Here is an 18,825-nt window from a genome sequence, read left to right as displayed (position 1 = left end):
TGCTTTTTACAAAAATAACATTGCTAAAATATATCCGATAATACAGCTTGTTCCAACAGAAATAATGCCGGGCATGATAAAGCTATGATTGATTACGAATTTACCGATTCTCGTTGTGCCAGAACGGTCAAATCCAATGCAGGCAAGATCACTTGCATAAGTAGGTAAGATAAAGTACCCGTAACAAGCGGAGAAAAATGCAACCATAATCTTGGGTTCCACGCCGAGATGCAACGCCATTGGAGCAATTGCTGTTAACGCTGCAGCTTGGCTGTTGACCAATTGCGAGACGATGAATAATACGAGTGCATATGCCCAATGATGCCCGACAATGAAATCGGCTAAATTCGTTTTGAGTAAAGTAAAATGTGCCGAAAAAAATGTATCAGCCATCCAAGCAATCCCGTAGATGGATACAATAGCAATCATGCCTGCTTGAAAGATATTGCTGTGAGAAATATCTGTAGGCTTTACTTTACAAGTCATTAAAATTAAAGCTCCTGCCATTAGCATAAGCATTTGAATGACTAGATTCATTGATAGTGGTTTTCCAGAATCGCTAAAAATCGGGCGAAGTTCTGGCATAGCACCAAAGATAACAACGACTAAAATTGCCAGAAAGAAGATTCCTATTGAAAGATAAGATTCTTTTGGCAACTTTTTCCCCAATAGACTTGTTGTATCGCCAAAAATGAATTTTCTTTCTTCTGGGTCTGCGATTCTTGCCTGAAAATCGGGGTCGATAGATAAATCTTTACCGCGCCTCATGCTCCACAAGCCTGCCACAAAAATACCGATGAATGTAGCCGGAACAGAGATGGATAATAATTGTAAGATGCCAATTCCTTCAATTCCATTTGCAGCAAAAATAGAGATCATTGAAACGACTGCAACGGATACAGGGGATGCCGCAATCCCAATTTGAGAGGCTATAGAAGCTACAGCCATTGGTCGTTCGGGGCGAATTCCTTGTTTGATTGCGATGTCATAAATAATTGGAAACATTGTGTAAACAACATGCCCTGTACCACAAAGTATTGTTAATAGCCATGTAGTTAATGGAGCTAAGATTGTTATATACGAAGGATGGCGTCTTAGCAAATGTTCAGCGTATTGAAGCAGTACGTTTAGTCCACCGGCAGTTTGCAAGATGGAAGCAGCACTGATTACGGCTAAAATTGTTAAGATTACATCAACAGGTGGTTTGCCAGGCTGCATGTCAAACCCAAAGGTAAGGGTAAAGATTCCGAACCCACTAATCAGTCCGAGTCCGATACCGCCAAACCTAGTACCGACGACTAGACAGGCAAGTATTACACAGAGTTGTAAAGTGATCAAAAAAGTTCCTCCCTATGGATATCGATTTAACCGCGTTTTTTTAGAAAACGCATCAGTTTTTCGCGTGAATCATTGACAATTAGCTCCTGAGGAAAGTTTAGCTCTTCAATTAATTGCCAAGCATATTGATGATTGCCTACACCCATTTCGGAATGTGCGTCGCTGTCTAAAATAACCGATGCATTGTGTTTTTGACATAATGTAAGTATTCTTCGATTATTTTCTAAAGCGCCTGGACGATTGCTCGTTGGACGCATAGAACTATTATTGATTTCAAGTAAAACGTTATATTTTTTTGCTGCGAGAACGATGGCTTCATAGTCTAATTCATAATTCCCATTATCGGGATGACCGATGATGTTCACATATGGATTTTTCATTGCATTAATCATTGCTTTGGTGTTTTGTTCTTTATTTGTAGGCGGACAGCACATTTCATGAAAGCTGGCAATTGCATAGTCAATCCGCGATAATAGCTCTTCTGGCAAGTCAATGCTGCCTTGTTCATCGAGAATATTCAATTCTGCCCCGAGGAATAGTTCAATGCCATAAGCACTGCGGTCGATAACTTCAAGGTTATAAAAATAAAATGGATGGCACGTGCCGGGCATGTTTGGTGCATGTTCAGCAATTCCTAAGATTTCTAATCCTTTGGCTTTTGCAGCAAGTGCCATTTCACGAATTGTATTATAAGCATGCCCACTGGCAATTGTATGAGTATGCATATCTAAAATATCTTTCATAGTGATTCATCCTTTGCGTGAATTCTTTTTTTATAAGTGTAAATATTGTCTAAAAAGATACTATAGCTTTCAACAGGCTTTGTCAATTTGCACACAGATAATTATTATATTTTATTTTTGCTAGGCTAATCAAGAGTAATATTTGGTATTTTTTATTGGCGATAAACCTTCTTAGTGATAAAATAGCCATATTCGGGAGATTTTATGAATACTTTAAATAGGAAAGTGAGTGCAAAAAAATGGACGATTCTGGATATACGAGCATTGATATTGGCAGAGCAGCATTAAAAATTGCCGTCACAGCAAGTCGCATAGAAGAAAATGAAGTAAAACGGATATTGAATACGCAGGGGATTCAAGCGACTGCTGTAGATTTTGGTGGTGAATTTGTACATTCCATTGGGAAAATTGTTGAGCGGGCAGTTGTAGCTGCGCAAAGGCAAGGTTTAGTTCCAAATAATCATGTTGGTGCGGGGGCTGTCGCAGGTGCGGCAGCTGCGGCATTAGAACAAGTTAAAACAAAAGCGATTGGATTTAATGTAGGCGGAAAAATTGGAATTGCGCGTTACGATGAACATTTGTGTGTAGCGATTTATATGGGCGTCGGTATATTGAATCTAAATGAGCTGTGTGTAGGGCTGGCGCATCGATCGTTGACTAATGCACAGATCTAGGATTAAGGGAATATTTTATAAGAGGGTTACTTTATCCGGTCTAAAAGACATGGTATAATCGGGTTAATTATTATGGACGGATTTGGAGGTTTGAAAAATGCGGCACAGTAAGTTATTTATTTTATTTATTGGATGTATCTTTATTTCTCTATTCATCACAGGTTGTGATAAAAATTCGCAACTTAAGGAAAATGCTCCCGTTGTGAAAACGATGGTTGTAGGGATGACCGATAAAAATGATTCGTCTGTTTATGCTGGAGAAGTTAAAGGACGTTATGAAAGTCAGCTTGCTTTTCAAGTTGGAGGGAAAATCATTACTCGTAATATTGATTTAGGGACACGCGTCAGCAAAGGGGATTTGCTAATGGCGATTGATGCCAAGGACGTTGTACAGACAGCAAATATTGGGGCTGCACAAGTGGAATCGGCCCGTGCACAATTAGCTTTAGCGGAGGCAAATTTAGCGCGCTATCGTCAACTTTATGAACAAGCAGCAATTAGCCTTGCACAATATGAGCAATATAAAACAACTTATGAGTCAGCGCTAGCTACATTAAAGCAAGCACAGGCACAAGCAGCGCAAGGCAGTAATGCACTAGAATATAGTCAGCTTTTAGCCGATGCAGATGGTGTAATCGCAGCGATCCAAGGGGAAGTAGGACAAGTGGTAGCTGCAGGCCAGAGCATGGTTACTCTGGTGAAGGATGGAGAATTGGAAGTTGAAATTAATATCCCGGAAGGTCGAATAAAGGATGTTAAGGTGGGTGAATCAGCAACAATCTCCTTTTGGGCGTTAAACAATGTGGTTGTCAGCGGTACGATTCGAGAGATTTCTCCAATTGCGGATCCTGTTGCGCGAACTTATAAAGTTCGAATTACGCTATTAAATTTGCCGGATACTATAAGTTTAGGTATGACAGCCAGTGCAAGATTAAATAATGTAGACACGGATGTAAATTATTATGTTGTTCCTTTATCTGCGATTTATCAAACGGATGATAGTCCGAAAGTTTGGATTATTAAAGATAATCAAGTGAAATTACAGGCGGTAGTCATTGAAAATTTTGCTGATAACGCAGTGAAAGTTACAGGAGGTCTACATGCTGGAGATGTTATTGTAACCGCAGGTGTGCATAAATTGCATGAAGGCCAGGAAGTTCGGTTGGCAGGTGAGACCAAATGAAGGGATTTAACTTAACAGAAATCGCTTTAAAAAATAAATCGCTCGTTTATTATTTCATTATCGTAACTTTTATTATGGGGATTTTTTCGTATGAAAAATTAGGGCGAATGGAGGACCCTGACTTTGTCATTCGGCAAATGGTAGTATCTGTTGCTTGGCCTGGCGCAAGTGCCAGGGAAGTTGAAGAACAAGTTACCGATAAATTGGAGAAGAAATTGCAGGATATTCCTGGACTTGATTATCTAGAGAGTAAATCTTATCCGGGCAAGGCGGTTATTTATGTAACACTTGTTGAGGATTTTCCGAAAGAATCAATAAAATCTTCTTGGTTCAATGCGAGAAATTTAGTAAATGATATCAAAGTTGACCTGCCAGAAGGTGTTGTCGGTCCATTTTTTAATGATAGTTTTGATGATGTATTTGGGTCAATCTATGCTTTGACGGGAGACGGATATTCGTATGAGGAAATGCGGGTAGAGGCAGAGCGAATTCGACGTACTTTATTGAATTTGAATAATGTAAAGAAAGTTGAACTCATTGGCGAACAACCGGAGAAAATATATGTAGAAGTTGAAACGAGTAAATTAGCGCAGCTTGGAATTTCACCTGACTTAATCGCTTCCGTTTTAAAAAATCAAAATGCCATGAATCCGGCCGGGATGGTGGAAACTCAGACCGATGATGTTTATATGCGTGTGACTGGTCAGTTTGATAGCGTTGAAGCAATTCAAAACCTAGCGATTCGTGCCAATGGCAAGACGTTTCGTCTTGGGGATATTGCAACCGTAGAAAGAAAATATGTAGAGCCGGCAGAACCCAAAATGTATTTTAACGGACACCCAGCAATTGGGATTGCGCTTTCGATGTCAGAAGGTGGTAATATTCTAAAGCTGGGCGATGATCTTTCTAAAACAGTAGATCAAATTAGTAAAGATTTGCCGCTTGGATTAGAGTTGAATCAAGTTTCGAATCAACCGAAAGTAGTAAAAAATTCGATTGGCGAATTTGTCAGAACTCTTTTGGAAGCGATTGCAATCGTTTTACTTGTAAGCTTTCTAAGCTTAGGAGTACGTACTGGTCTTGTTGTAGCTGGCTGTATCCCTTTAGTTATTGCTGGTGTATTTTTAGCAATGTATATGCTTAATATTTCGTTACATAAAGTTTCGTTGGGGGCGCTTATTATTGCATTGGGACTTTTAGTTGATGATGCGATTATTGCCGTGGAAATGATGGCAGTGAAATTAGAACAAGGGTATGAACGATTTGAAGCAGCTTGCTATGCCTATACGGTAACTGCTGTTCCAATGCTTACAGGAACGTTGATTACTTGTGCAGGGTTTATTCCCGTAGGCTTTTCTAAAGGAATGTCAGCAGAATTTACTTCTTCGCTATTCCCCGTAATCTCTATTGCGCTCATTATTTCATGGATTGTTTCTGTTATGGTAGCGCCATTATTTGGCTATTACTTAATTCGAGTAAAAGTGCATCAAGAAGATAAAGACCCTTATCAAAGTAAATTTTATAAATTCTTTCGCAATCTATTGACTTGGTGTTTGCGTCATCGCGTACTAGTCATAGGGTGTACGATTATTTGCTTTATTGGGTCGATTGGCTTATTAAAACTTGTAAAACAAGAATTTTTCCCGCCTTCAACGCGTCCGGAGATTATCGTTTCTTTGACTTTGCCAGAGGGGGCGTCAATGAAAGCTACGGATATGACAGCAAATCGTTTTGCTGCGATGCTTGACGGATTGGATGGCATTGAAAATTATAGTTATTATGCAGGTGAGGGATCTCCACGATTTGTTCTAACAATGACACCGGAATTGCCGGCGACGAATTTTGCACAATTTATCGTTGTTGCGAAAGACAATGAAGCAAGAGAAAAGCTTATTGCAAAGTTCCAACAATCATTTTCAGAGGAGTTTTCAAATGTCATTGGGAATATTCGGTTGATTCAAACTGGACCACCAGCGGAGTATCCAGTAATGTTTAGAGTTAGTGGATATGAACACGAAAAAGTTCGTGAAATAGCCGATGAAGTTTCTAATATTATGGTTACAAATGATAAAGTAAAAGAAGTAAAGTTTAATTGGAAAGAAAAGAGCAAAGTTATGCATCTTGATTTAGATCAAGATAAATTAAGAAATTTGGGTATTGATGCAAAAACTTTTTCACTTAGCTTGCAAACGCAATTGTCAGGTGCAGCGATAGCTGAATATTACGAAGGCGACAAAACAGTGGATATCGTTTTTAGAATGAGTAGCGATGCACGTGGAGATTTATCAAAAATTAAAGATATGCCGATTTATATTGGAAACCGTTATGTTCCATTAGAACAAATTGCAAAAGTCAGCTATTCAGCAGAAGATGGAAAAATTGCAAGGCGTGATTTGAAACCGGCAATTACACTTGGAGCAAATATTATCGATGGCGTAACAGGAAATGACGTTGCGAATGAAATTTTACAAAAAATAAAAGGGCTTCAAGATAATCTGCCACCGGGGTATACAATTGAGTCAGCAGGTGCGTTAGAAAGTAGCGATAAATCTATTGAATTTATGATGGTGCCAATTCCGGCAATGATTATTGTAATTATTACTCTATTGATGTTCCAGTTGAAACGGATGTCGCTGATGTTTATTACGTTAATGACGGCACCGCTTGGGATTATTGGAGTTGCGACAAGTATGCTCATTACCAATCAGTCTATGGGCTTTGTTGCAGAACTTGGGGTGTTAGCGTTAAGTGGAATGATTATTCGAAATTCCGTTATTCTAATTGATCAAATTGAAAAGCATATTGCTGATGGTGAAGATCCATGGCATGCAATTATTGATTCGGCAATTTTGCGGTTTAGACCGATTATGCTGACCGCAGCAGCGGCAATTTTAGGCATGATTCCATTGATGCGCAGTAATTTCTGGGGCCCGATGGCAGTTGCGATTGCAGGGGGGTTATTCTGTGCAACTGTACTTACCCTCTTGGTATTGCCAACGATGTATGCGGCGTGGTTTAAAGTAAAAGAAGAAAATGAATAAAATAAAAAAGTTCACTTCCGAAATGAAGTGAACTTTTTTCATATAAAAGAACTCTATGTATAAGATTTACTTAGCATTTTAGATGATAGCGATGTGTAGACAGTAATCGCTTCATATAGCTAGCGCCAATTTTTTGTTTATAGCCAAGGATTTCACAAGCTTTTTTTATTTTGTCGCATTCGCAAATATTCTCAAAGTCTATTTCGATGATGTTGTTCGTAAAACCACGTTCGAAAATTTCCTCTTCGATATACTTGCAAACAAAACGTAATTCTGGATTCGCAATTTCATCAATAACAGCTCTTTTCACGCCGAAGACTCCTTTTCTTTAACAATAAAAAAACGCAGACTGACCCATTAATAAATGGCGTTACTGCGTGATTATCAACAAATCTCGGATAATCATATCCTATAATCTTACTTATAATGATATTATATATAATTTTTCGTCAAGTGTAAATTGTTAATTTCTGTTTCGTAACAGAAATTTTACAAATTTTTTGCTTTAATACGTTAAATTTATTTTCCAGTGCCGATTCGGATAATTTTATCTTCTGCGGAGTAGGTATCGACATAGAGGAGTTCACGGCTCACTTCTTGTCCTTGATAGCTTTTTATGCGGTAAGAGGATACAACATAGCCTTCTTGCCCGGGATCTGCAATAAATCTTGCTCCTTTCGATAAGGAAGGGTCTGTTTGTTCAACGACTGCTGGAGGGATGACTTTATCAATAGAAGAAGCAAGGCTAATCGTTTCTTTTGAAAGGCTTTGATGATTACCGAGTATATAAATTGTTAAGGTATTGTTCGCAACTTTTGTTAGAAGATAAATACTATTTGGTAATGTATTTTGAAAGGTGAAATCAATCAAATTATCGGCAACGGTGGCATCTAGTCCAAAAGGTACATAGCCTAGAGGGTGAAAGTGCGGAGTCCGATTCATAGGTTTTAAGTCGGCAAGCAATATCGCATTATAAAGTGTGCTGCTTACTTGACAAACGCCGCCACCGATATCGGGAACGCTTTTGCCGTTAATAAGGACAGGCGCTTCTTTAAATCCAGCCTCTGCAACACGTAACCCGACATGTTCATTAAAAGAAAAGATTTCGCCGGACACAATGCAATGCTTATCAATGCTTTTAGCTGCAATACGAATATTTTCAGAACGATTTTCATTTTCTGCATTAAATTGTGAAGAGTACTCTGTAAGTAAAGTATCAATTTGCTTTAATGCATCAGCGGTGACCTGAGGGGAAGAGATTTCTACATCGAGATGAACGATTAGGGGTAATTGTTTTTTTAATGCATCGAGGCTACAATCGTTCATCAATTTATCAAAATTAGGTTTTTGTCCAATTTTTTCAGGGATAATCGTGACTTTTTCGCCGTCTAATTGACAATATGCATCTTCCGTATCTTGTCCAGATTGCGCATGTACTTTTTTTAGGACTGCTGTGAGTTTTGTTTTATTACAGCGAAATTCCGGTTCTATAATAATTCCAGAAGAAAAACATTGAATTTGCTCATAAATTCGCTTAAAAATGTTGGGATTTCGCCCGATGGAAAAAGCTTTTTGAGCCGTAGCTGCACTATCCAGTTCTAAATCAATTTGGTCAGCAGTGATTGACCAGCTTTTATTGTTGCAATCTATTTTTATCACTGGTGCAGGAACGATTTTTTCTTGAAAGTAGGTTTGTAAATTTGCCTCTGCTTCAGTGGTTGTCAAGCTGCTAACATGTACGAGAGGAGTGGAAACTCCAAAAAATATGCGATTGGAATTTAACAATGCAAGTCCGGTAGTAAATAAAATCGTTAAAGTAAAGAGAATAGCCATACAGAGAAAAAGTAGAGCTACTAAGGCCTTTTGGTTAAAAATTAACTTTTTAATGAGATTTCCTCTTTTCTGAAGTAAGGGATGCTAGTCATCTTAAAATGCAAATGGAGTTAAAATCCCCCTGCATTAAGGTGGGGTTATTGAAGGCATAACGCGAGTTCAGGAATTTTTTTTGATAAAGTAGCTTTTTGTAGAACTTCTTGCGTAACTTCGCCGCCAGCTTCAATAATGACAACACCACTATCCGTTGTTAAGCGAAACTTTGCGCGGTGTCCAAGCAAAGTCTTTTTGTATTCGTCATCTGACATATGATTTGGTTTAATAAAGGAAGTTGCTTTCATTAATGGTGGATGGATTGGGGCTGGATCAATTTGATTCGATTTTAAAATTTTGCTTTGCTGTGCAAGCGGTGTGGGCTTAATCGGTTCTGGCGCAATTGGCTCAATTTCTACGTTTTCAATAATTGTAACATGTTTGCCATACGTAGAAATTTTATCAGCAGCTAAGGTGACAACTACGTTGTGACTATTCATAATTTCGCATTCTGCAATTTTACCGGCGTCATCAATCATAATTTCCGTTACTTTTCCGTAAAGGCGGCCTGTTTTTGTAATGACCTTTGTACCGATTATTTTTATATTTTCTACTAATAGTGGTTCATAATCTGCACCTTCCGTTAATGGAATAATGTCCGTATCATTCATAATGGTAATTGCATCGTTGCCGATTGCTGTAATTGCATCAAATGGTAAGATTTTAGCTCCGCGAAACCACTCGTCGTCTTCAATGAGAATACCTGCAACAATTCCTTTATTCGCATCAATCATTAGACCTTTACTTGTGCCAAGTTCACTACATTCTATAATACTTATGATAGGTAAACCTAGAATATTTATACTTTTTTTCATGTAAAATCCTCCTACTTTTTATATGAATAAATTTTTGTTCGATACTTTATCCGATGACTAACCTGCGCTAAGATTTCTAATTATGGGAGTTAAAAAAGCAGTTAAGTCTCTGGATAAGGGTGACTAGAACCCAGGTGGAGTAAAACTCCACCTGGATCAAGCCTACTTTATATAAAGAAAATAATTCGACAATTTTAACGAAAAACCTGTATCAATTTCTAATTTTTAGGTGGGGATGGTCGAAAATGATGAGATAAAGTATAATGAGAATATAACTCAAAATAAGATTTTCTTACGGAAGATCTTGAACAATGGCGTTATAATCTGTGCAGGAAGTGAGGCGGGAGTTTTGTTTGAAAAACAAGCGGTAGTTTATCACGAGAGTGGGCTGCATACAAGGGTTGCTGCAATGATTGTGCAAAAATCACATGAAATATATCAATCACGTCAATGCAAGTTATATATTCGCAGTAAGGATAGTGAGCGAATTGAGATTCGAACCTTAATGTCTTTGGTTGCATTAAAGATTGGCTGTGGAGATTCTATTTGGGTTTCTACAGATGACGATAAACAATTCTCAGCAGTTGAAGAGATGGTTACTTTTCTTGAAGGAGATTTTAATTTAGGAAATTCTTCGGCGTTAAAAGAGGTTGACCAACTTTTACACGAAAATGCATTTACGGCAGAACAGATTTTCTCTAGTATGGCGAATGGTTTAATTGTAACTAATCAAGAAGATATTATAACTGTTTGCAACCCAGCAGCAGAGCGTCTTATTGGTATCCCCGCGACTAAAGCAATCGGAAAGAGAGTTTATGATGTCGTACCAAATACGAGAATGCATATTGTCAATCAGACTGGGTTAGGTGAAATCGCATCTAGACAAGCGATTAATGGTGCAATGACGTTAACGAATCGTACGCCGATAATTATTGATGGAGAGGTCCGCGGAACAACGGCAATTTTTGAAGACGTATCGGCGCTTGAAAAAGTTACGTGGGAATTTTATGAAGTTAAAGAAATGCAAGAAAGATTACAACTTATTTTGGAAACTGTGCAAGATGGTATCTGCGTATTAAATAAAGTTGGCGAGATTATTTATGCGAATCCCGCGTATTTGAAAATTGTGGATCGAAAAAGTGCTGAATTAATTGGGAAAAATATTCGGGAAATATCGCCAAATGGTGTAAGAAATACAGTTCTAAAGACAGGAAAACAGCAAATGGGCAGTATTGTAAAAAAGAAAAATGGTGTTACTGTCGTAGCGAATACAAATCCGATTATGGTCGATGGCGAGATTGCTGGCGTCGTATCTGTTGTGAAAAAAATTACGGAAGTGCAAGAGTTAATGGAGAAACTAATGAAAGTTTCTGCGAAAGCGGAGTATTTGGAACAGGAACTTTTGCGTACGAAAAAAAATAACAAAGCGTTTGCTCATTATATCGGTTCGAGTGGTAAAGTTGTTGATGTATTGGCAATGGCGGTAAAAGCTGCAAAAAGTAGTGCTACGGTATTGATTCGAGGCGAAAGTGGTACGGGGAAAGAATTGATTGCCGAGGGGATTCATTATGCAAGCAGTAGAGCGCAAGGTCCATTTATTCGTGTAAATTGTGGAGCAATTCCATCTGCGTTACTTGAAAGCGAATTGTTTGGTCACGAAAAAGGTGCGTTTACCGGTGCAACGAAACGGAAACTTGGAAAGTTTGAATTAGCGAACAACGGTACAATTTTTCTTGATGAAATTGGCGATATGGACAGGAATATGCAAGTAAAGCTGTTAAGGGCTTTGCAGCAACGCGAGTTTTATCGTGTTGGTGGCGAAACGTCGGTTAAAGTGAATGTGCGAATTATTGCCGCTACGAATCGAAATTTAGAAGAAATGTTGGAGAAGGAAACATTTCGCGATGATTTATATTATCGTTTGAATGTAATTCCACTTTTTTTACCACCACTTAGAGAACGAGCACAGGATATCCCTTTATTAATTGAACATTTTATTGGAAAAATCAGCAATGAGATGCATAAACCAATAAAAGGAATCACGACGGAGGCTCTAGATGTTTTAGTTGATTATCGTTGGCCGGGGAATGTCCGGGAGTTGGAAAATATCATGGAACGAGTGATTACTTTGATGGATGTAGAATATATTTCACTAGAGCATCTGCCTTCCTATATTCGAGGTGAAACAGTAGTTAGAGAGGTCAAAAGAATTGAGGCGACTAGACGAGGTGCATTTGATGATAATATAGTGTTGCCTTGGGAAGAGTATGAAAAACAAATTATCAGCAATGCATTAAAAAAATGTGGAAGTTTTAATGCTGCAGGAAAAATGTTGAAATTAACACATAAGACAGTTGCAACAAAAGCAAAAAAATACGGGTTAACGAAAGAGTAGCTTGATAAAAAATATCAACGCCTAGTAAAAAGTATCAATATTAGAAGAAATATTGATACTTTTTACTAGGTGTTTTGGGTTTTATAGGATAAATGAATTATTTTTCTGGGAAAAACAAAGAAATATCTTATTTATAGATGGTGTTCGGGGCGAGATAAATCAAGAGGGAAAAGGAGTTTTTTCAAATTTTTCAAACTTTATTGTCGAATTCGACTGCGTTTGGCACGCTGCTTGCAATATATATTAAGTGAAAGTCACGGTACTATAGTGAACAAAATTTTTTTATAGGGAGAGATGGAGAGATGAAAAAAATTATTAATGTTCCTGAAAATGTTGTTGAAGAAATGCTTCAAGGTATGGTCGCAGCACATCCTCAATATTTGAAAAGAGTTGAAGGTGCAGATGTTGTAGTTAGAGTGAAAAAAGGTGAAAAAGTAGCTTTAGTAAGTGGTGGTGGTAGTGGTCACGAACCTTCACATGGTGGGTTTGTAGGTAAAGGTATGTTAGATGGCGCTGTTGCTGGTGCTGTGTTTACATCGCCAACACCAGATCAAGTATATGAAGCAGTAAAAGCTGTTGATAGTGGAAAAGGTGTTTTGCTTGTAATTAAAAATTACACTGGTGACGTAATGAACTTTGAAATGGCAGCAGAAATGGCAGCCGCTGATGGGATTGAAGTAGAAAAAGTTGTTGTAGCTGATGACGTTGCAGTAGAGAACAGTACATGGACAGTTGGCCGTCGTGGTATTGCGGGTACAGTGTTTGTGCATAAGATTGCTGGAGCAAAAGCTGAAGCTGGAGGCTCGCTTGCAGAAGTGAAAGAAGTTGCAGAAAAAGTAATTGCAAATGTTCGGTCAATGGGTATGGCTTTATCGCCTTGTACAGTTCCAGCAGCAGGAAAACCAAGTTTTGAACTAGGTGAAAAAGAAGTAGAAATTGGTATGGGTATTCATGGGGAACCAGGTACACATCGTGAAGAAATCAAAACTGCGGATGAAATCGTTACGCACTTACTTGATAAAATTTTGGCAGAGGATATCGTTCATAGTGGCGATGAAGTTGCAGTACTGGTAAATGGTCTTGGAGCAACTCCACTTATGGAACTTTATGTAGCAAATCGTAAAGTAGCAGAAATATTAGCTGAAAAAGGAATTGAGACAGTAAAAACTTTTGTTGGTAATTATATGACTTCTCTCGAAATGGCAGGTTTCTCTATTAGTGTTCTAAAACTAGATGCGGAAATGAAAAAATTGTTGTTAGCACCAGCGGATACTCCGGCGTTAGTTCAATTTTAATTATTTTAATTAACATGATTAGGGCTTGTGCTAATGTGATGTTGGAACAAGCCCCTTTTTATAACACAGGCTAATTTTTGTGATAAAGCATATTCTTTAGTGAAGTTGCTTAGTTTATTGTTTGTGTGGATATAAAATAAAAAACTGCAAATAATACAACATATTATTTGCAACGGAAAAGGAAGAGAAATTTATGGCTGAGATAAATGAAGTAATTGGAGTTGTAGGAAAAGCGGTTATTGCACAAAAAGAATTTTTGACTGCACTTGATCAAGCGATTGGTGATGGGGATCATGGAATTAATATGGCGCGTGGCTTTGAAGCGGTAGAGAAGAAGCTTGAAGTGCTTGGTGAAGGCGAAGATATCGGTGCGGTTTTAAAAACTGTAGGTATGACACTTATCTCAAGTGTTGGTGGAGCGGCAGGCCCTCTATATGGTACAGCTTTTATGCGTGCGGCAGTCCCAGCAACGGGAAAATTTGCATTAGATGTAGACACCGCGGAACAAATGATTGCTGCAGCTGTAAAGGGGATTCAAGATCGCGGCAAAGCTGTAAAAGGTGAAAAAACAATGCTGGATGTATTTATTCCAGTCCATGAATGTTTTATTGAAGGAAAAGAAAAAGGCAAATCATTATTAGAATGTTTAGAAGCTTCGGTTAAGGCAGCAGAAGATGGGGTAGAATACACAAAGACAATTATTGCAACTAAAGGCAGAGCGAGTTATGTTGGCGAACGCAGTATTGGTCATCAAGATGCAGGAGCAACTTCACTTACTGTAATGATTAAAGCTTTGTATGATTATTACAAAAAGTAAAAAGTGGGGTGGTAAGTATGGTTGGTATTGTAATCGTATCACATAGTGCAAAAGTAGCAGAAGGAATTAAAGAAATGGCGATGCAAATGTCGCGCCCAGAACAAAAAATCATTGCAGCTGGTGGTATGGAGGACGGAGGAATCGGTACTGATGCAATGAAAATTCAAGCTGCAATTGAGGCTGCGGATGATGGTAGTGGTGTACTTGTCTTAGTGGATTTAGGAAGTGCAGTTTTAAGTACTGATGTTGCATTGGAACTCGTAGATGAAGAATTAAAAGAAAGAGTAAAAGTAGCAGATACTCCAATTTTAGAAGGGGCAATTAGCGCAGCCGTAGAGGCTTCATTAGGAAGTCCGCTTGATACTGTTGTTGCTACGGCTGAAGGCGCCAGAAAGTTGCAAAAATTATAATTTTAGATTTTACAAATAAAAAGGCAAGAAGAGAATAGGAGAATACAATCATGGAACAAAAAGTTATTATTGTGAATGAAACAGGAATTCATGCTAGACCGGCGTCGATGTTTGTTCAGGCAGCTGCAAAATTTAAAAGTAAAATTACGGTAACTGCAAAAGGGAAAACGGTGGATGCAAAAAGTATCTTAATGATTATGGGAATGGGACTTACGAAAGGGACTGAACTTACGATTAAAGCAGAAGGCGCGGATGCAGAAGATGCGGTAAAAGCTTTAGTTGAATTAGTTGAATCTAAATTCGGAGAATAGAATAGAGACTGTTGGAAAGGTAGGTTATAGTTATGCCAGATGTATTACAAGGCAAGGGTGTTATTTCTGGAATTGCTATCGGCAAAGTCATGCTCGTAAGTCAAAATATAGACGGATATCTTGCTGCGTATGATGCTGGTGATAGTGAGTCTGAAATTCAAAAAGTCCACGAAGCAATTCGTAACGTTGTTGCTGATTTGGAAGCTAGTGTTGAAATGCTTAAAGCAAAAGAATCTATAGATAGAGCGGCGATTATGGAAGCTCATCTTATGATGGCACAGGATTCATCACTTGAAAGCGCAATTATTGATAAGGTTACGAGTACGGGGTCAGCGCCAAGGGCGATTTTAGATGCAAGTGAAGAATATGCGGCGATGTTTGAAGCAATGGATGATGCGTATTTGAAGGAACGGGCGGTAGATATCCGCGATGTTGGAAGGCGAATCGCGAAACGGTTACTCGGTGTGCCTGAGCCTGAGCTTGGTGATGAGGCAGTAATCCTTTGTGGGCATGAGATAGAGCCTTCCGTTATAGCAAATATCCCATCTAACAAAATTGGCGGTGTTATTTTAGGACAGGGGAGTACGACTTGTCATGCTGTTATTATTGCCAAAGCGCGGGCGATTACAACAGTTGTAGGTTTAGGCAAAAAAGTTGAAGCGATTAAAGATGGCACAATGGTATTAATTGATGGTGACGAAGGAGAAGTATTAATTAATCCTGATGAACGGACGATTACCAGTTATCAAAAACGATTGGAAGAGCAAAAGCGTCAGCAAGAACATTATGCACAGCTAGCACCATTGCCAGCGATTACAACAGATGGTGTGAAAGTGCAGCTTGCTGCAAATATTGGAAGCGCCGACGATGTGAAATCAGCACTTACTTATGGTTGTGAAGGTGTTGGATTATTTAGAACAGAATTTGTATTTATGGGAAAAGAAAATATTCCGACGGAAGAAGATCAATATCTCGCTTATAAAAAAGCTGTAGAAAAATGTGCAGGTAATATCTGTGTAATTAGAACGATGGATATTGGTGGAGATAAACCACTCGCATATCTTGATGTACCACCGGAAGATAACCCGTTTTTGGGTTGGCGGGCACTACGGATCAGTTTAACTAGAGAAGATTTATTTATTCCGCAATTAAAAGCAATTTTACGTGCAGGTGTTTATGGAAAAGCAGCAATTATGTTGCCGATGGTTATCAGTGTTACAGAAATCAATCAGGTGAAAACTCTGCTTGAAAAAGCAAAAAATGAATTGATTGCAGAAGGAAAAGAATATTCTGAGGATGTATCTTTAGGTATCATGGTAGAGACTCCAGCTGCAGCAGTTATGGCACCCGTTCTGGCAAAACATGTAGATTTCTTTAGCATTGGGACGAATGATTTGGTTCAATATACACTTGCGGTAGATAGAGTAAATCATAATGTTGCTTATTTATATAGCCATTTCCATCCAGCTGTTTTGCGTTTAATTTATACGACGATTAAAGCAGCTAGAGATCATAATATTTGGGCTGGTATGTGCGGTGAAATGGCGAGTGATCCAGCTGCCGCAGTATTGCTTTTAGGCATGGGAATTCATGAGCTTAGCATGAGTGCACCATCTATTCCTAAAGTAAAAGAAAAAATCCGTAAAATTAGTTTTGAAGAAGCAAAAGTTATCCTAGAAGCAGTTCTACAATTAGAGACTGCCGAAGAAGTAAAAGAGTATCTGAAGAATAATCTATAAAATAAGGTTGGGATTTAGTGGAGTTTTGATTTTATCTAAATCTTAGCCGAACTTATTCCCAAAATAAATAAAAAGCGTTTGCAGCACAGTGCTTGTAAACGCTTTTTATTTATAAAGGAAAAGTAATTTCAAAAGTTGTGCCTGTGGGAGTTGAAACGACATTAATTTCAGCTTGATGTAAGTTTGCGATATTGTAACAAATACATAGACCTAACCCTGAATTCATCTCTTTGGTTGTAAAAAATGGTTGACCAATATTTTTAAGAAATTCTTCTGGAATTCCAAAACCTTCATCTTGAATAGTTAGAATGACTGAATTTGGTGTTGCAAGGGTGATGATTGTTAATGTACCAGTGTAGGGCATGGCATCAAAGGCGTTTGTAGCTAAATTAATGAGAAGCTGTTTAATCTGGCTTATATCAAGCATTTGATCGGGTAGTGGGTTTAAATTTAAATGAATGTTTATTCTGCGGGATCCATCAAGGTTGCAAGCTTTTGTATTTAAAATAGATTGAATATCTATAATAATGTCATTTAGGTTGCTTTTTGTCAGCTCAAGATTTTTTTGCTTACTTAGTAATAAATATTGTTGAATAAATTTATTGCAGCTTTCTATTTCGTTTAATGCAAGACGTAATTTACTGCGTTGCTTTTCAAATTCGGGTTTTATATAAAAGAGCTGCAAATAGCCGGAAATTGTAGTTAAAGGATTTCGGACACGATCGGCTACCTCTGTTGCCATTTGACCGATGATTTTCATATTGTTTAAGTGAAGCATTTCTTTATCTAGAGAGCGCTTTAGACTGATATCGCGAATAAGCGATTCAAATCCTATAATATTGTTATTATTATCGAAAAAAGGAGAAAAGGTCTGTTCCACCCAAATAAATTTACCACTTTTATGGATGATGCGGTATTGTTTTGGGGGATTATGATTAGAGCAAAAAGTAGAAGGTTGTTTTTTTAAAACTTTAAAAATATGATGATCTTCGTGATATATAATGCTGTAAATTAAGTGAGGATTATCGTAAAATTCTTTAGGGGGATAACCCGTTAATTTTAAGATAGCAAGGCTTATATAATCGATACGAAGGTTTGGGTGAATATGAAATCGACAAATTGTATCAGGTAAATTTTCAGTTAATCGTTGATAGCGAATTTTTTCACTGGTTAAATCGTAATTGTTCTTTTCTAAAAACACAGAAAGTAATCCAATGATTATAAGGATTCTTAGAAAAACTTCGACTAACAAAAAAAGTTTTTGGTTGATTTCTATTATGCATAAAATTGCTGAAATAAAAAACAGTAGACCTGAAGCAATGAATGAAAATGCTGCGATATTTTTCGCATGAATACTTTTGGGTAAATGTTTTAAAAACATATAACCATTTCTAGTAGAGCTAAAAGAAAGCGCAATATACGAAATTGTCAATACGGTATAAAATGGAAAGTTGAAGATAGACGTAAGGATGAGAAACGTAATATATGTGAAAAAAAAGTATAGCCAAGATTTTCTATTTTTAATTTTTAGCAAAGTATTTGTTGTATATAAATCTAAAATGATAGAAATAATGCATGTAAACTGATAAATCTGCCAAAAATCAGACGGTAAATTAAGGGGAACCATGGTGAGAAATTTTATGCGAAATGTATGAGCAAAACAAGAGAATAACCAAAGAAAAAGATACTTTTTACGATAACATAAGTAAAGATACGCAAAAATAAATATTGCAATAAGTGAAGGAAATCCTGCAAATAAAGTTGTTGAAAAATCGGATAAAAGTGTGGGCAAGGAGTGCACCTCCACAGATAAAAATCAATGAATAAAATATTCGTTCTCTATAGATGATATCCTCCATAAAATAGAAAAATAATACTTAAAGAAACAAAATTATACAGAGAATCTAAAGTTTTATTTTGAAAAATCTCGATAATAGCTTTATTTTAGAGAAGAAGAAGTTTATTTGCTTTAAATAATTTAGCATTCCGATCAATTGTTATATAAATGTACGTTATTATTGGATGTTTTTTGAATACATTTACAATATAATAGCTTTTTTATAATTTTTTTGTTATTATTGTATAGTGCACTTATAAGAAAGTATTTTAGGGGTTTGGCATTTAATTAAAGATGAATG

15 protein-coding genes are annotated in these 18,825 nt (G+C 37.4%); 9 read left to right on the top strand and 6 right to left on the bottom strand.

Going from position 1 to position 18,825, the window contains the following annotated elements; all coding sequences use genetic code 11:
- Positions 1 to 6: 6 nt before the first annotated feature.
- Positions 7 to 1,338: an anaerobic C4-dicarboxylate transporter gene (locus tag P3F81_RS11985; RefSeq protein ID WP_147669545.1), complete on the bottom strand. Its 1,332-nt coding sequence runs from the start codon at positions 1,336 to 1,338 to the stop codon at positions 7 to 9.
- Positions 1,339 to 1,364: 26 nt separating this feature from the next.
- Positions 1,365 to 2,081 (bottom strand): phosphatase, encoded by a 717-nt coding sequence (locus tag P3F81_RS11980; RefSeq protein WP_147669546.1) that lies wholly within the window; start codon positions 2,079 to 2,081, stop codon positions 1,365 to 1,367.
- A gap of 239 nt (positions 2,082 to 2,320) precedes the next feature.
- Here P3F81_RS11980 and P3F81_RS11975 point away from each other — a divergent pair, with 239 nt between their 5' ends.
- From P3F81_RS11975 to P3F81_RS11965, 3 genes are all read left to right on the top strand, one after another.
- Positions 2,321 to 2,755 (top strand): HutP family protein, encoded by a 435-nt coding sequence (locus P3F81_RS11975; RefSeq protein ID WP_147669547.1) that lies wholly within the window; start codon positions 2,321 to 2,323, stop codon positions 2,753 to 2,755.
- A 97-nt stretch (positions 2,756 to 2,852) separates the two neighbouring features.
- The gene (locus tag P3F81_RS11970; RefSeq protein ID WP_147669548.1) at positions 2,853 to 3,938 is read left to right on the top strand and encodes an efflux RND transporter periplasmic adaptor subunit; all 1,086 of its coding nucleotides are present in this window, start codon (positions 2,853 to 2,855) and stop codon (positions 3,936 to 3,938) included.
- Positions 3,935 to 6,979, top strand: a complete 3,045-nt coding sequence (locus P3F81_RS11965; protein WP_147669549.1) for an efflux RND transporter permease subunit — start codon at positions 3,935 to 3,937, stop codon at positions 6,977 to 6,979. Before P3F81_RS11970 ends, P3F81_RS11965 begins: the two co-directional genes overlap by 4 nt.
- Before the next feature lie 70 nt (positions 6,980 to 7,049).
- On the opposite strand, the gene P3F81_RS11960 is transcribed toward P3F81_RS11965, so the two are convergent.
- From P3F81_RS11960 to P3F81_RS11950, 3 genes are all read right to left on the bottom strand, one after another.
- Positions 7,050 to 7,289: a hypothetical protein gene (locus tag P3F81_RS11960; protein ID WP_147669550.1), complete on the bottom strand. Its 240-nt coding sequence runs from the start codon at positions 7,287 to 7,289 to the stop codon at positions 7,050 to 7,052.
- 209 nt (positions 7,290 to 7,498) lie between these two features.
- The gene (locus P3F81_RS11955) at positions 7,499 to 8,764 is read right to left on the bottom strand and encodes a VanW family protein (RefSeq protein WP_309320431.1); all 1,266 of its coding nucleotides are present in this window, start codon (positions 8,762 to 8,764) and stop codon (positions 7,499 to 7,501) included.
- Between the two features lie 185 nt (positions 8,765 to 8,949).
- On the bottom strand, positions 8,950 to 9,720 hold the full coding sequence (locus P3F81_RS11950) for a PRC-barrel domain-containing protein (protein ID WP_147669552.1): 771 nt from the start codon (positions 9,718 to 9,720) through the stop codon (positions 8,950 to 8,952).
- Positions 9,721 to 10,129: 409 nt separating this feature from the next.
- Here P3F81_RS11950 and P3F81_RS11945 point away from each other — a divergent pair, with 409 nt between their 5' ends.
- The 6 genes from P3F81_RS11945 (at position 10,130) to ptsP (ending at position 16,687) form a co-directional block, all read left to right on the top strand.
- Positions 10,130 to 12,115: a sigma 54-interacting transcriptional regulator gene (locus tag P3F81_RS11945; protein WP_309320799.1), complete on the top strand. Its 1,986-nt coding sequence runs from the start codon at positions 10,130 to 10,132 to the stop codon at positions 12,113 to 12,115.
- A gap of 302 nt (positions 12,116 to 12,417) precedes the next feature.
- Entirely contained in the window at positions 12,418 to 13,410 is a 993-nt protein-coding gene (gene dhaK / locus P3F81_RS11940) for a dihydroxyacetone kinase subunit DhaK (protein WP_147669554.1), read from the top strand.
- A gap of 193 nt (positions 13,411 to 13,603) precedes the next feature.
- Positions 13,604 to 14,227, top strand: a complete 624-nt coding sequence (dhaL, locus tag P3F81_RS11935) for a dihydroxyacetone kinase subunit DhaL (protein ID WP_147669555.1) — start codon at positions 13,604 to 13,606, stop codon at positions 14,225 to 14,227.
- A 17-nt stretch (positions 14,228 to 14,244) separates the two neighbouring features.
- Complete coding sequence (dhaM, locus tag P3F81_RS11930) at positions 14,245 to 14,637, top strand: dihydroxyacetone kinase phosphoryl donor subunit DhaM (RefSeq protein ID WP_147669556.1); 393 nt, start codon at positions 14,245 to 14,247, stop codon at positions 14,635 to 14,637.
- A gap of 50 nt (positions 14,638 to 14,687) precedes the next feature.
- The gene (locus P3F81_RS11925; RefSeq protein WP_147669557.1) at positions 14,688 to 14,948 is read left to right on the top strand and encodes an HPr family phosphocarrier protein; all 261 of its coding nucleotides are present in this window, start codon (positions 14,688 to 14,690) and stop codon (positions 14,946 to 14,948) included.
- Between the two features lie 32 nt (positions 14,949 to 14,980).
- Positions 14,981 to 16,687 carry a phosphoenolpyruvate--protein phosphotransferase gene (ptsP, locus tag P3F81_RS11920; protein ID WP_147669558.1) on the top strand — a complete coding sequence of 569 codons (1,707 nt, stop codon included), beginning with the start codon at positions 14,981 to 14,983 and terminating at the stop codon, positions 16,685 to 16,687.
- Between the two features lie 109 nt (positions 16,688 to 16,796).
- On the opposite strand, the gene P3F81_RS11915 is transcribed toward ptsP, so the two are convergent.
- Positions 16,797 to 18,479, bottom strand: a complete 1,683-nt coding sequence (locus P3F81_RS11915; protein ID WP_147669559.1) for a PAS domain-containing sensor histidine kinase — start codon at positions 18,477 to 18,479, stop codon at positions 16,797 to 16,799.
- Positions 18,480 to 18,825 lie beyond the last annotated feature (346 nt).

The organism is Selenobaculum gibii (assembly GCF_030273445.1).
In the GTDB taxonomy this organism is placed as follows: domain Bacteria; phylum Bacillota; class Negativicutes; order ICN-92133; family ICN-92133; genus Selenobaculum; species Selenobaculum gibii.
This window is presented reverse-complemented; position numbering and strand designations above follow the sequence as displayed.

Excerpts from the sequence above, each read along its gene's own strand:
- P3F81_RS11945 (WP_309320799.1), top strand. The coding sequence starts at position 10,130 with ATGATTGTGCAAAAATCACATGAAATATATCAATCACGTCAATGCAAG.
- dhaM (WP_147669556.1), top strand. The coding sequence starts at position 14,245 with ATGGTTGGTATTGTAATCGTATCACATAGTGCAAAAGTAGCAGAAGGA.
- P3F81_RS11970 (WP_147669548.1), top strand. The coding sequence starts at position 2,853 with ATGCGGCACAGTAAGTTATTTATTTTATTTATTGGATGTATCTTTATT.
- dhaL (WP_147669555.1), top strand. The coding sequence starts at position 13,604 with ATGGCTGAGATAAATGAAGTAATTGGAGTTGTAGGAAAAGCGGTTATT.
- P3F81_RS11925 (WP_147669557.1), top strand. The coding sequence starts at position 14,688 with ATGGAACAAAAAGTTATTATTGTGAATGAAACAGGAATTCATGCTAGA.
- ptsP (WP_147669558.1), top strand. The coding sequence starts at position 14,981 with ATGCCAGATGTATTACAAGGCAAGGGTGTTATTTCTGGAATTGCTATC.
- P3F81_RS11975 (WP_147669547.1), top strand. The coding sequence starts at position 2,321 with ATGGACGATTCTGGATATACGAGCATTGATATTGGCAGAGCAGCATTA.
- P3F81_RS11980 (WP_147669546.1), bottom strand. The coding sequence starts at position 2,081 with ATGAAAGATATTTTAGATATGCATACTCATACAATTGCCAGTGGGCAT.
- P3F81_RS11965 (WP_147669549.1), top strand. The coding sequence starts at position 3,935 with ATGAAGGGATTTAACTTAACAGAAATCGCTTTAAAAAATAAATCGCTC.
- P3F81_RS11950 (WP_147669552.1), bottom strand. The coding sequence starts at position 9,720 with ATGAAAAAAAGTATAAATATTCTAGGTTTACCTATCATAAGTATTATA.
- dhaK (WP_147669554.1), top strand. The coding sequence starts at position 12,418 with ATGAAAAAAATTATTAATGTTCCTGAAAATGTTGTTGAAGAAATGCTT.